The organism is Acidovorax benzenivorans, from assembly GCF_028680575.1.
In the GTDB taxonomy this organism is placed as follows: Bacteria; Pseudomonadota; Gammaproteobacteria; order Burkholderiales; family Burkholderiaceae_C; genus Acidovorax; species Acidovorax benzenivorans.
In genome coordinates, this window is sequence record NZ_JAPCKI010000004.1 from 26,778 (window position 1) to 39,930 (window position 13,153).

The window sequence follows — 13,153 nt, forward strand, 5'->3', positions numbered from 1 at the left end:
GCAAACGGCTTGCCGTAGATCAAACCAGCGCAGCCACATGCTCCGCAATGGCCAGGGCACTTGTCAAGCCGGGAGACTCGATGCCAAACAGGTTGACCAGTCCCGCCACCCCGTGGACCGAGGAGCCCTGAATGACAAAGTCGGCGGCAGGTGTATCAGGCCCGTGAATCTTGGGGCGAATCCCTGCATAGCCGGGTGCCAGCGCACCGTCCTGCAAGGCCGGCCAGTATTTGCGCACCTCGGCATAGAAGGCGTCGCCTCGCGCGGGGTCCACCAGCAGATCGTCGGGCGAGTCCACCCATTGCACGTCTGGGCCAAACTTGGCTTGGCCGCCCAGGTCGAGCGTGAGGTGCACCCCCAGCCCAGCAGCCTCGGGTACCGGGTAAATCAGGCGGCTGAAAGGCGCCTTGCCCGTCAACGTGAAATAGTTGCCCTTGGCGTAGTAGGCGGTGGGCACATGCTGCGGGGCCAGCCCGGCGAATCGCGCAGCCAGCGCGGGGGCATGCAGCCCTGCGGCGTTGACCACGGTGCGCGCACGGATGCGGGTGCCATCCATCGCTTCTAAATCAATAGCACTAGAGCCAATAGATGCTAGCGCTAGCGGCGAATTCGGTGCCACAAGGCCGCCTGCATGCTCCAGATCGCCTTGTAGTGCCAGCATGAGCGCATGGCTATCGACGATGCCGGTGCTGGGCGAGTGCAAGGCCCCCACGCAGGCCAGCGCGGGCTCCAGCGCCAGGGCTTCTTCCCGGCTCAGGCGCTGCAGGTCCAGCACCCCGTTGGCGCGGGCCCGCGCCTGGATACCTTCCAGGCTGTCCAGCTGGGCGGCAGAGGTAGCCACCAGCAGCTTGCCGCAACGGCGGTGGGGCACACCGCGCTCTGCGCAGTAGGCATAGAGCAGCTCCTTGCCACGCACACACAGGCGGGCCTTGAGCGACCCTGCGGGGTAGTACAGCCCCGCATGTATCACCTCGCTGTTGCGCGAACTGGTGCCAGTGCCAATAGCGTCCGCCGCCTCCAGCACCATGACCTCTCGCCCCTGCAGCGCCAGCGCTCGGGCCACCGCCAGGCCCACGACGCCCGCGCCCACCACAACACAATCCACCGTATCGATCATCTGTGCGTCTCCGTGCATCACCGCCTGTACAGCTGCGTCAAACCTGCTCAAAACCATCGAGGACATTGACGGCATTGGTACCCAGTTCGGCAGCCGCATAACCACCTTCCAGCACGAACACCGTGGGCAAACTTAGCCGTGCCAGTCGTTCGCCCAGGCGGGTGAAATCTGACGAGGCCAGTGCAAACCGCGAGATGGGATCGCCCTCAAAGGCATCAAGCCCCAGCGATATCACCAGCCCGTCGGCGCGGTACTCCGCCGTGCGCAGGCAGGCTTGCTCCAGCGCATCGAACCAGGTCGCAGCACTGGTGCCTGCGGGCAAAGGCAGGTTCAGGTTGAAACCTGCACCTGCCCCCTGCCCTGTCTCGTCGGCGTGGCCCAGGTAGAACGGGTACTCCGTGCGCGGATCACCGTGCATGCTGATGAACAGCACATCGCTGCGGTCGTAAAAGATGCTCTGCGTGCCGTTGCCATGGTGGTAGTCCACGTCAAGCACCGCCACGCGCTGGGCGCCCTGGTTGCGCAAGGTCTGCGCAGCTACAGAGGCGTTGTTCAAGAAGCAATAGCCCCCCATGAAGTCCGGGCCCGCATGGTGCCCTGGCGGTCGCGTGCAGCAAAACGCGGCACGCGTCCCCAGAGCAACGCGTGCTGCCGCGCTGGCAGCCGCATCGGCCCCGGCTTTGGCTGCGGCCCAGGTTCCTGCGGCCATGGGTGTACCGTTGTCCATCGAGTACAAGCCCAGCCGCGCGACGAAGTTGTCGGGCTCTACGTCGCTGCGCAGCGTACGCACCGGCCACACGGACGGAAAGGGCTGCACTGACGCATTCGCTGGGTCCAGCGCCAGCCATCGTTGCCAGGCGGTCTGCAAAAAGGCCAGATAGCGCTGCGCATGCACCTGCGCCAGCACAGCACTGCTGTCCACATCGGGCGCCACCATGGCGTGGCCGCGTGTGCGCAGAGCGCCTTCCACGTAGTCCACGCGTTCGGGCTTTTCAAAACAGGGCACGCGTTCGCCCCGGAAAAATTCGTGGACAGGTGCATGCCCCTGATGCAAGGGATTGTGGAAGGTGATCATGGATGCTGCGTTGCAGGTACGGCCGACAAATGTAGCGCGCCAACCCGCGTTGTACGCTGCTACAACGGATGTGGGCAGCACTTTTGCGGCTTGTGGGCAGCCGGACAAGCCAAGAAAAAACCCCTGCAGGTCAGGAACCTGCAGGGGTTTTCAAATTGGTGGGTGATACATGGATCGAACATGTGACCCCTGCCGTGTGAAGGCAGTGCTCTACCGCTGAGCTAATCACCCGTCGCAAGCACCTTGGAGAAAGATACCACTGCGAAAAGTCTGGCAGCAACATGGTGGGTGATACATGGATCGAACATGTGACCCCTGCCGTGTGAAGGCAGTGCTCTACCGCTGAGCTAATCACCCTTGTCGCTGCGACAGCCTTCTATTATGGCACAGCTTTTTAGGCCGATTGGAGAGTTCGCCAAATTGTTTTGCCACCGCTGGCCTTGTCGATCTGCGTGAGCACCTCGGCATGAGCCGCCTGCTCCTGCTCGCTCGCCCGCAGCACCGGCAGCGCAAGGCCGCGCAAATCGATGGCTGCCACCTTCACGCCGTCAGCGCTGTCATGGCCATCGTCGGTGATCAGCAGGGCATCCTGCCCGCGTGTGAGATTGATGTAGACGTCGGCCAGCAGCTCGGCGTCGAGCAAGGCGCCGTGCAGCGTACGGCCCGAGTTGTCCACGCCCAGGCGGTCGCACAAGGCGTCCAGCGAGTTGCGCTTGCCCGGGTACATCTCCTTGGCCATGGCCAGCGTGTCGGTCACGCTTTGCACATAGGTGCCAAACGCCGGGCGCCCCACCAGCTCCAGTTCCTTGTTGAGGAAGCCTACGTCGAACGCTGCGTTGTGGATGATGATCTCGGCGCCCTGCAGGTACTGCAGGATGTCGTCCACCACGTCGGCAAATTTGGGCTTGTCCTTCAGGAACTCGTTGCTGATGCCGTGCACCTTCAGCGCGTCTTCATGGCTGTCACGGCCAGGGTTGAAGTACAGGTGCAGGTTGTTGCCGGTCAGCTTGCGGTTGAGCAGCTCCACACAACCCAGTTCAATGATGCGGTCACCACCTTCGGCCGAAAGGCCGGTGGTCTCAGTGTCCAGAACAATTTGCCGGGACATCAGTGGTTTTCCTTGGCGTGATTGATCGTGTACTTCGGAATTTCAACGATCAGATCGGTCTGCGCCAGGATGGCCTGGCACGACAAGCGCGACTGCGGCTCCAGACCCCAGGCGCGGTCCAGCAGGTCCTCTTCCTCTTCTTCTGCCGCATTCAGCGAATTCAGCCCCTGGCGCACGATGACGTGGCAGGTGGTGCAGGCACAGCTCATGTCGCAGGCATGCTCAATGTTGATGTGGTTGTCCAGCAGGGCTTCGCAGATCGAGGTGCCTGCGGGCGCCGTAATCTCAGTGCCTGCGGGGCAGTATTCGGGATGGGGAAGGATCTTGATGACGGGCATGGGGTAGTTTTCTTCTTGTTCAGAGGGATGCGCTGGCTCGTATCACAGGCTCGCGACGTTCTTGCCGGCCAGGGCCTGCTGGATACCGCGGTTCATGCGCTGGGCTGCAAACGCCTCGGTGCCCTTGGCCAGTGCTTCGGTGGCTGCTTCGATAGCGGCGGCATCGTCGGCATCGCGTTGGTGGCGCAAGGCCACCATCAGGGCGTCGATGGCAGCGCGCTCCTTGGGGCTGAGCACGTCACCATCTGCATCCAGCGCGCTCTGAGTGGCGATCAGCATGCGGTCGGCGTCCACGCGGGCCTCGACCACGGCGCGGGCTTTCATGTCCTGCGCGGCCGTGGCAAAGCCATCCTGCAGCATGCGCGCGATCTGATCGTCCGTGAGGCCATACGATGGCTTCACATCAATGCGCGCCTCCACCCCGCTGCCCTGCTCTTTCGCAGCCACGCTCAACAGGCCATCGGCATCGACGGTAAAGGTCACGCGGATGCGCGCGGCGCCCGCAGCCATGGGGGGAATACCGCGCAACTCAAAACGAGCCAGGCTGCGGCAATCCTGCACCAGGTCGCGCTCGCCCTGCACCACATGGATTGCCAGCGCTGTCTGCCCGTCCTTGTAGGTCGTGAAGTCCTGCGCCTTGGCGGTGGGAATGGTCTCGTTGCGCGCAACAATGCGCTCCACCAGTCCGCCCATGGTTTCGATACCCAGGGACAGCGGAATTACGTCCAGCAGCAGCAGGTCGCCCGCTGTGTTGTTGCCGGCCAGCTGGTTCGCCTGGATGGCAGCACCCAGCGCCACCACTTCGTCCGGGTTGAGGTTGGTCAGCGGCGCCTTGCCAAAAAACTCCGCCACAGCACGTTGCACCTGGGGCATGCGCGTGGAGCCACCCACCATGACCACGCCCTGCACTTCGTCGCGGGCCAGATGCGCATCGCGAAGGGCACGGCGCACAGCCGCCATGGAGCGGGCGGTCAAATCGGCCGTCACCGAGTCAAAGTCCGACCTTTTGACGTCAAATTGCACAGAAGCGCTAGATAGTTCTGCCTTGAATGCTACCAAATCAGTAGCAGTCAAAGCCTCTTTGCAGGCGCGCGCCGCCATGCGTACGGCCGACTTGTCGGCAGGCGTGACCGCCTGTTGCCCCAGTTGCTGCAGCACCCAGTCCGCCAGCACGGCGTCGTAGTCGTCGCCCCCGAGGGCGGAGTCGCCACCCGTGGCGATCACCTCGAACACACCCTGCGTCAGGCGCAGGATGGAGATGTCAAACGTGCCCCCCCCCAGGTCGTACACGGCGTAGACGCCCTCGCTGGCGTTGTCCAGGCCATAGGCAATCGCTGCCGCCGTGGGCTCGTTGATCAGGCGCAGCAGGTTGATGCCGGCGAGCTTGGCCGCATCCTTGGTGGCCTGGCGCTGGGCGTCGTCGAAGTACGCGGGCACGGTGATGACCGCGCCGTAGAGATCGTCATTGAAGGTGTCTTCGGCCCGGTAGCGCAACGTGGCCAGAATCTCGGCACTGATCTCGACGGGCGATTTGTTGCCATCCACCGTGGCCAGACTGACCATTCCCCCCTCGGTCCCGTCAGCAGGTACCACAAAGTCATAGGGCAGCTTGCCTGCTTCCGCCACATCTTTGAGGCCACGCCCCATGAAGCGTTTGGCCGAGGCGATGGTGTTGCGTGCATCCTGGGCTTGCGCCGCCACGGCGTCATACCCGATCTGGCGACCACCGTTGGCCAAGTAGCGCACCACCGAGGGCAGCAGCACCCTGCCCTGTGCATCGGGCAGGCATTCGGACACACCGTTACGCACAGCGGCAACCAAAGAATGAGTGGTGCCCAGGTCAATGCCTACCGCGATGCGCCGCTGGTGCGGGTCGGGGGACTGGCCGGGTTCGGAGATCTGCAAAAGCGCCATGAAATTTCGGGTCTCAACGTGGTGGGGCAAAGCCATCTCACCTCAGCAGGCGATAGGGCCCCAAGGGGAAAGCAAAACCGCTCTATTGTCCCAGTTGCTCTCGGCGACGTTCTATGTCGTCCGCAAATCGCGCAATGAACATGAGGGCTCTGACCTGGCGGGCCGCCCCCGCATAGTCCTGTTGCTGGTCGATGAGCTGCTCGCACTGCGCCAGTGCGGCACGGCGCGCTTGCCCGACCTCATCATCCAGTGCGTCCAGCTCGCTGTCTGCGCGGGCATCTTCCAGCGCCTCGCGCCACTCCATCTGCTGCATCAGAAAGGCAGCGGGCATGGCGGTGTTGTCTTCGGCACGGATGGGCGCTCCGTGCAGTTCGCACAGATAGGCCGCCCGGCGCATCGGGTCCTTCAGGCGTTGGTAAGCCTCGTTGATGCGCACGGACCATTGCATGGCCACGCGCTGCGCCGCAGCGCCTTGCGCCGCAAACTTGTCGGGGTGGGCTTCGCGCTGCAGTTCCTTCCAGCGCGCGTCGATGGCGCTGCGCTCCTGCGCAAAGCGGCGAGCCAAGCCAAACAGTTCAAAGTCGTCAGATTGCAGGTTCATGCGCGAAGGGACGAGGGGAAAGTCCAAGAAAAAACCGCCAGCACAGAGCGCGTTGGCGGTTTGGCGTTACATAGGCTGAAGACGCTCAGACGCGGAAGCTCTCCCCACAACCGCAGCGGTCACGCTCGTTGGGGTTGTTGAACTTGAAGCCTTCGTTCAGCCCCTCGCGCACAAAGTCCAGCTCCGTACCGTCGATGTAGGCCAGGCTCTTGGGGTCGATCAGCACCTTGACACCGTGGTTTTCAAACACGATGTCCTCGGGCTCACTCGCATCCACGTACTCCAGCTTGTAGGCAAGCCCCGAGCAGCCGGTCGTCTTGACCCCCAGACGCACGCCCAGCCCCTTGCCACGGCGGGCAAGGTAACGGTTGACGTGACGAGCTGCAGCTTCTGTCAGCGTAATGGCCATGTCTCTCGATCTATCTGTCAAACAATCAGGCGGCAGTGGCCGTGGTGGCGTGCTTGGTCTTGTAGTCCAGCACAGCTGCCTTGATGGCATCTTCCGCCAGGATGGAGCAGTGGATCTTGACGGGCGGCAAGGCCAGCTCTTCGGCGATCTCGCTGTTCTTGAGCGCTGCGGCTTCGTCCAGCGTCTTGCCCTTGACCCACTCGGTCACCAGCGACGAGGAGGCAATCGCCGAGCCACAGCCGTAGGTCTTGAAGCGTGCGTCTTCGATCACACCGGTCTCGGGGTTCACCTTGATCTGCAGCTTCATCACGTCGCCGCAAGCAGGTGCGCCCACCATGCCGGTGCCCACCGAATCGTCACCCTTGTCGAACGAACCCACGTTGCGGGGGTTTTCGTAATGGTCAACCACTTTGTCTGAATAAGCCATGATGTGTACCTCTTCAATACGTCCAGAATCTTTGCGGAATCAGTGCGCAGCCCACTGAATGGTGCTGATGTCGATGCCGTCTTTGTACATTTCCCACAGCGGGCTCAGCTCACGCAGGCGGGCCACGTTCTCACGGATGGTGGAGATGGCGTAATCGATCTCTTCTTCGGTCGTAAAACGGCCGATGGTCATGCGCAGGCTGCTGTGCGCCAGCTCGTCGCTGCGGCCCAGGGCGCGCAGCACATAGCTGGGCTCCAGGCTGGCCGAGGTGCAGGCCGAGCCCGACGACACCGCCAGGCCCTTGATGCCCATGATGAGCGATTCGCCTTCAACGAAGTTGAAGCTCATGTTCAGGTTCTGCGGCACACGGCGCTCCAGGCTGCCGTTGATGTAGACCTGTTCGATGTCCTTGAGGCCGTCCAGCAGGCGCTGCTGCAAGGCACGGGCCTTGGCATTGCCTTCGGCCATTTCTTCCTTGGCAATGCGGAAGGCTTCGCCCATGCCCACGATCTGGTGCGTGGGCAAGGTGCCCGAACGCATGCCGCGCTCATGACCGCCGCCATGCATCTGGGCTTCGAGGCGCACGCGGGGCTTGCGGCGCACGTACAGCGCGCCGATGCCCTTGGGGCCGTAGGTCTTGTGGGCGGTCATGCTCATCAGGTCGATGGGCAACACGTTCATGCCGATCTCGACACGGCCCGTCGCCTGGGCTGCGTCCACATGCAGCAGGATGCCCTTTTCGCGGCACAACGCGCCGATGGCAGGGATGTCCTGGATCACGCCGATTTCGTTGTTCACGAACAGGATGCTGATCAGCACGGTGTCGGGACGAATGGCAGCCTTCAGGGCATCCATGTTGACCAAGCCGTCTTCCTGCACGTCCAAATAGGTGGCTTCAAAGCCCTGGCGCTCCAGCTCGCGCATGGTGTCGAGCACGGCCTTGTGTTCGGTCTTGAGCGTGATGAGATGCTTGCCCTTGCCCTTGTAGAACTGCGCGGCGCCCTTCAAGGCCAGGTTGATGGACTCGGTGGCACCACTGGTCCAGACGATTTCACGGGGGTCGGCACCAATCAGGTCTGCCACCTGCACGCGCGCTTTTTCCACGGCCTCTTCGGCCTCCCAGCCCCAGGCGTGGCTGCGCGACGCCGGGTTGCCGAAGTGCTCACGCAACCAGGGGATCATGGCATCCACCACGCGGGGGTCTACCGGGGTCGTGGCGCCATAGTCGAGATAGATGGGAAAGTGCGGGGTCATGTCCATGGCTGGCTCAGTAAAGGGTTCTGGCTGGCAAACAGAGAAGCAGAACAAACAAGAAAACGATTACAACGCGGTCAGGGCGGCGCTGACCCCAGGGTCAGCACGGCGCACCCAGCATCAGGATTTGGCGAAGACGTTGCCCAGCGCAAACACCGAATTCGGTGCATTGACGCGAATGGGCTTGACCACCGGGGTCGTCGAGATGGCGCGGCGCACAACCGGCTTGTCTTCGATCTGCACGCCCTTGGCGAGCTGCTCGTCCACCAGCTTTTGCAAGGTGACCGAATCCAGAAACTCGACCATGCGCTGATTGAGCGAGGCCCACAGTTCATGCGTCATGCAACGACCCGCTTCGCCCAGGCAGTTTTCCTTGCCACCACATTGGGTGGCGTCGATGGGCTCGTCTACCGACACAATGATGTCGGCCACCGTGATATCGCCTGCCTTGCGGGCCAACGTATAGCCGCCGCCGGGGCCACGGGTGGATTCCACCAGCTCATGGCGGCGCAGCTTGCCAAAGAGTTGCTCCAGGTACGACAGCGAAATCTGTTGGCGCTGGCTGATGGCAGCCAGCGTGACGGGGCCGTTGTTCTGGCGCAGGGCCAGGTCAATCATGGCGGTGACCGCAAAACGGCCTTTGGTTGTGAGACGCATCGCAAGCTCCTTGTGCTAAGGCTTGTTCGTTGAAGAAACCGCCAGCGCTGACTGTTTGCCAGCGAGGCACCGTCTCCGCCCCTTACTCCGCATCGTTGATTGCTGCGGAGCCCTTCATCGTTGGGCTGTTTTGTTGAGTATTTTGTGTGAGTATAACACAAATCCCTATCGAATCTGTCGGGTTAAAAAACCAGCTAGTTTTTAATCGACCAGATCGTTTTATTCGATTGTTTTTCGCCCCTTACAAGGCCACAGAATCGCTGCCGTGCGCACCAAAGGCTTGGTCCTTGAGCCGCGTGAGCTGGTCGCGCACCCGGGCTGCCTGCTCGAACTCCAGGTTGCGCGCATGTTCCAGCATGAGCTTTTCCAGCCGCTTGATCTCGCGGGCCACGTCTTTCTCAGACATGTCCTCCACCTGCGCGCGCTGCAGGGCCTCCTGCTCCAAACGCTCGGCATCTTTGCCCGCTTTTTCGCTGTACACGCCGTCAATCAGGTCTCTTACCCGCTTGACAATACTGCGCGGCGTGATTCCGTGGGCCTCGTTGTGTGCGATCTGCTTGATGCGCCGACGTTCCGTCTCACCCATGGCTTTTTTCATGGAGTCGGTGATGCGGTCGGCGTACAGGATGGCGTGGCCGTTCAGGTTGCGCGCTGCACGGCCGATGGTCTGGATCAGGCTGCGCTCAGCTCGCAAGAAGCCTTCCTTGTCCGCGTCGAGAATGGCCACCAGCGACACCTCGGGGATATCGAGCCCCTCACGCAGCAGGTTGATGCCCACCAACACGTCAAACGCCCCCAGACGCAGGTCGCGAATGATCTCCACCCGCTCCACAGTGTCCACATCGCTGTGCAGGTAGCGCACCTTCACGCCGTTGTCGGTGAGGTAGTCGGTCAACTGCTCCGCCATGCGCTTGGTCAGCGTCGTAATGAGTACACGTTCATGCTTTTCAACACGAATGCGTATTTCTTGCAGCACATCATCCACCTGATGGGTGGCAGGACGGACCTCCACCACCGGGTCCACCAGCCCCGTGGGGCGCACCACCTGATCCACCACCTGCCCTGAATGGGTCTTTTCGTAGTCGGCGGGCGTGGCCGATACAAAGATCACCTGGCGCATGCGCTGTTCGAACTCCTCAAACTTGAGGGGCCGGTTGTCCAGCGCCGACGGCAAGCGAAAGCCGTATTCGACCAGCGTGGTCTTGCGCGAGCGGTCGCCGCTGTACATGGCGTTGAGCTGGCCAATCATCTGGTGGCTTTCGTCCAGGAACATGATGGCGTTCTTGGGCATGTAGTCGGTCAGCGTGCTCGGCGGGTCGCCCGGCGCAGCGCCCGACAGGTGACGCGTGTAGTTCTCGATGCCCTTGCAGTGCCCGACTTCGCTGAGCATCTCCAGATCAAACCGCGTGCGCTGCTCCAGCCGCTGCGCCTCCACCAGCTTGCCGTCAGCCACGAGCTGCTTGAGACGGTCTGCCAGCTCCAGCTTGATGGTCTCGACCGCCGCCAGCACCTTGTCGCGCGGCGTCACGTAGTGGCTGCTGGGGTACACGGTAAAACGCGGGATCTTCTGCTTGACGCGGCCCGTGAGCGGGTCGAACAGCTGCAGGCTCTCGATCTCGTCGTCAAACAGCTCGATGCGGATGGCCAGCTCGGAATGTTCGGCCGGGAACACGTCAATGGTGTCGCCCCGTACACGGAATTTGCCGCGCGAGAAATCCGCCTCGTTGCGCTGGTACTGCATGCGGATCAGCTGGGCAATCACATCGCGCTGGCCCAATTTGTCGCCGGTGCGCAGCGTCATCACCATGCGGTGGTAACTCTCGGGCTCGCCAATGCCGTAGATGGCCGACACGGTGGCCACGATGACCACGTCCGTGCGCTCCATCAGGCTCTTGGTGCAACTGAGCCGCATCTGCTCGATGTGCTCGTTGATCGCAGAGTCCTTCTCGATGAACAGATCACGCTGCGGCACGTACGCCTCGGGCTGGTAGTAGTCGTAGTAGCTCACGAAATACTCCACGGCGTTCTTGGGGAAGAACTCGCGGAACTCGCTGTACAGCTGCGCGGCCAGCGTCTTGTTGGGCGCAAACACGATCGCCGGGCGACCCATGCGGGCGATGACATTGGCCATGGTGAACGTCTTGCCCGAGCCCGTCACTCCCAGCAGCGTCTGGAAGGTCTCCCCGTCATTCAGCCCTTCCACCAGTTTATTGATGGCCTCGGGCTGGTCGCCTGCCGGTGGATACGGCTGGAACAGTTCGAAAGGAGAGTTAGGGAAATGGACGAACTCGCCGTCTTGCTTTTCCGTTATGACTTCTGTGAGATCCGGCATAGGTGCGGTCAACGATTGGTAGAGGCAGGCCGTTAAAATCGGCCGAACCCGGCACAGTACACCACGCCCGGATTCTTCGCTACTGACAACCTTTCAAGGATTTTCATGTCTCTGTTCACCGCCGTCGAAATGGCCCCCCGCGACCCCATCCTGGGCCTCAACGAGCAATTCAACGCCGACACCAACCCCAACAAGGTCAACCTGGGCGTCGGCGTTTATTTCGACGACAACGGCAAGCTGCCCCTGCTGCAATGTGTGCAGGCCGCAGAAAAGACCATGATGTCCACCCCCACGGCCCGTGGCTACCTGCCCATCGATGGCATCGTCGCGTACGACAACGCCGTGAAGGCCCTGGTGTTCGGCGCGGACAGCGAACCCGTCACCTCTGGCCGCGTGGCTACCGTGCAAGCGGTGGGTGGCACGGGCGGCCTGAAGATCGGGGCCGACTTCCTCAAGAAACTCAGCCCTAATGCAAAGGTGCTGATCTCCGACCCCAGCTGGGAAAACCACCGCGCGCTGTTCACCAACGCCGGCTTTGAAGTCGACACCTACGCCTACTACGACGCTGAAAAGCGCGGCGTGAACTTCGAAGGCTTCCTGGCCAGCCTGAACGCCGCAGCCCCCGGCACCATCGTTGTGCTGCACGCCTGCTGCCACAACCCCACCGGCTACGACATCACGCCCGCCCAGTGGGACCAGGTCATCGCTGCCGTCAAGGCCAAGGGCCTGACGCCTTTCCTGGACATGGCCTACCAGGGCTTCGGCCACGGCATCGCCGAAGACGGCGCCGTGATCGGCAAGTTTGTGGCTGCCGGTCTGAACTTCTTTGTCTCCACGTCCTTCAGCAAGAGCTTCAGCCTGTACGGCGAACGCGTGGGCGGCCTGTCAGTGCTGTGCGCCGACAAGGAAGAAGCCGGCCGCGTGCTGAGCCAGCTCAAGATCGTGATCCGCACCAACTACTCCAACCCACCCATCCACGGTGGCGCGGTGGTGGCTGCAGTGCTGAACAACCCCGAGTTGCGCGCGATGTGGGAAAAGGAACTGGCCGAAATGCGCGTGCGCATCAAGGCCATGCGCCAGAAGCTGGTCGATGGCCTCAAGGCCGCCGGTGTGAAGCAGGACATGAGCTTCATCACCACCCAGATCGGCATGTTCAGCTACTCGGGCCTGACCAAGGACCAGATGGTGCGCCTGCGCAATGAGTTCGGCGTGTACGGCACCGACACCGGCCGCATGTGCGTCGCAGCGCTCAACAGCAAAAACATCGACTACGTCTGCCAATCTATCGCCAAGGTAGTCTGAGTTGGACACTAAAGCGGCGCTCGCGCGCCGCTTTGTGAGCGAAGCGCTCCAGAACCCGCACAACGCGGCCCTTCTGGAGCGTTTGCCGTTTCTGGGACTGCCCGATGCCTGGCTGGTGGCGGGTTGCCTGTTTCAGACGGTGTGGAATCTGCATTCCGGCCTGGCGCCCACTGCAAATATCAAGGACTACGACCTGTTCTATTTCGATGCGTCGGACTTGTCCGAGGCCGCTGAACAGGCCGCGCAGGCCCGCGCTACCTCCCTCTTCGCCGACCTGCCCATCACCGTAGAAGCCAAGAACCAGGCCCGGGTGCACCTCTGGTACGAGCGCTGGTTTGGTTACCCCTATGCGCCGCTGCAATCGGCGCGCAACGGGATCGAGCGTTTTCTGGTGCCCTGCACCTGCGTGGGCTTGCAACCTGCTGCCGCCGTCAGCGGTAAGGAGCCCACGCTGTACGCGCCCTATGGGCTGGAAGAGCTGTACGCAGGGCAGCTCAAACCCAACCCGGCCTGCCCGCACCTGCCACTTTTTGAGGCCAAGGCACAAAGCTACCGCGAGCGTTGGCCGTGGCTGACGATCCAGGCGGGTGACATGGTTGCCTGATCGGTCAAGCAGCCA

Annotated in this window: 13 protein-coding genes and 2 tRNA genes; 2 read left to right on the forward strand and 13 right to left on the reverse strand. The window is 62.3% G+C overall.

Translation table 11 applies throughout. The features are described from left to right. Positions 1-19: 19 nt before the first annotated feature. The 13 genes from OIN59_RS08285 to uvrB all read right to left on the reverse strand — a co-directional run bounded on the left by OIN59_RS08285 (position 20) and on the right by uvrB (position 11,232). Positions 20-1,117: an NAD(P)/FAD-dependent oxidoreductase gene (locus tag OIN59_RS08285; RefSeq protein ID WP_274109870.1), complete on the reverse strand. Its 1,098-nt coding sequence runs from the start codon at positions 1,115-1,117 to the stop codon at positions 20-22. 37 nt (positions 1,118-1,154) lie between these two features. Continuing rightward, positions 1,155-2,192: a histone deacetylase family protein gene (locus OIN59_RS08290; RefSeq protein WP_274109146.1), complete on the reverse strand. Its 1,038-nt coding sequence runs from the start codon at positions 2,190-2,192 to the stop codon at positions 1,155-1,157. 156 nt (positions 2,193-2,348) lie between these two features. After that, positions 2,349-2,423: transfer RNA gene (locus OIN59_RS08295), tRNA-Val, on the reverse strand. Between the two features lie 51 nt (positions 2,424-2,474). Further along, positions 2,475-2,549: transfer RNA gene (locus tag OIN59_RS08300), tRNA-Val, on the reverse strand. A 37-nt stretch (positions 2,550-2,586) separates the two neighbouring features. Next, complete coding sequence (dnaQ, locus tag OIN59_RS08305; protein ID WP_015013987.1) at positions 2,587-3,300, reverse strand: DNA polymerase III subunit epsilon; 714 nt, start codon at positions 3,298-3,300, stop codon at positions 2,587-2,589. After that, positions 3,300-3,638, reverse strand: a complete 339-nt coding sequence (fdx, locus tag OIN59_RS08310; protein WP_056744679.1) for an ISC system 2Fe-2S type ferredoxin — start codon at positions 3,636-3,638, stop codon at positions 3,300-3,302. The genes dnaQ and fdx overlap by 1 nt, the downstream gene beginning before the upstream one ends. A gap of 42 nt (positions 3,639-3,680) precedes the next feature. Further along, a complete protein-coding gene (gene hscA / locus OIN59_RS08315) occupies positions 3,681-5,552 on the reverse strand; it encodes a Fe-S protein assembly chaperone HscA (protein WP_274109151.1) in 1,872 nt (623 codons plus the stop codon). An 82-nt stretch (positions 5,553-5,634) separates the two neighbouring features. Further along, positions 5,635-6,153 (reverse strand): Fe-S protein assembly co-chaperone HscB, encoded by a 519-nt coding sequence (hscB, locus tag OIN59_RS08320; RefSeq protein ID WP_274109153.1) that lies wholly within the window; start codon positions 6,151-6,153, stop codon positions 5,635-5,637. Between the two features lie 85 nt (positions 6,154-6,238). Beyond that, complete coding sequence (gene iscA / locus OIN59_RS08325) at positions 6,239-6,562, reverse strand: iron-sulfur cluster assembly protein IscA (protein ID WP_056063043.1); 324 nt, start codon at positions 6,560-6,562, stop codon at positions 6,239-6,241. A 25-nt stretch (positions 6,563-6,587) separates the two neighbouring features. Further along, positions 6,588-6,989: a Fe-S cluster assembly scaffold IscU gene (gene iscU, locus OIN59_RS08330; RefSeq protein WP_056063045.1), complete on the reverse strand. Its 402-nt coding sequence runs from the start codon at positions 6,987-6,989 to the stop codon at positions 6,588-6,590. A gap of 39 nt (positions 6,990-7,028) precedes the next feature. Then, positions 7,029-8,249 carry an IscS subfamily cysteine desulfurase gene (locus tag OIN59_RS08335; protein ID WP_274109156.1) on the reverse strand — a complete coding sequence of 407 codons (1,221 nt, stop codon included), beginning with the start codon at positions 8,247-8,249 and terminating at the stop codon, positions 7,029-7,031. Between the two features lie 114 nt (positions 8,250-8,363). Then, complete coding sequence (gene iscR / locus OIN59_RS08340) at positions 8,364-8,900, reverse strand: Fe-S cluster assembly transcriptional regulator IscR (RefSeq protein WP_015013980.1); 537 nt, start codon at positions 8,898-8,900, stop codon at positions 8,364-8,366. Positions 8,901-9,141: 241 nt separating this feature from the next. Then, positions 9,142-11,232 carry an excinuclease ABC subunit UvrB gene (gene uvrB / locus OIN59_RS08345; RefSeq protein WP_274109162.1) on the reverse strand — a complete coding sequence of 697 codons (2,091 nt, stop codon included), beginning with the start codon at positions 11,230-11,232 and terminating at the stop codon, positions 9,142-9,144. 105 nt (positions 11,233-11,337) lie between these two features. Between uvrB and OIN59_RS08350 the strand changes: the two genes are divergently transcribed. Both OIN59_RS08350 and OIN59_RS08355 read left to right on the forward strand, forming a co-directional pair. Then, positions 11,338-12,534, forward strand: a complete 1,197-nt coding sequence (locus OIN59_RS08350) for an amino acid aminotransferase (protein ID WP_274109164.1) — start codon at positions 11,338-11,340, stop codon at positions 12,532-12,534. A gap of 1 nt (position 12,535) precedes the next feature. Beyond that, positions 12,536-13,138 carry a nucleotidyltransferase family protein gene (locus OIN59_RS08355; RefSeq protein WP_274109166.1) on the forward strand — a complete coding sequence of 201 codons (603 nt, stop codon included), beginning with the start codon at positions 12,536-12,538 and terminating at the stop codon, positions 13,136-13,138. Positions 13,139-13,153 lie beyond the last annotated feature (15 nt).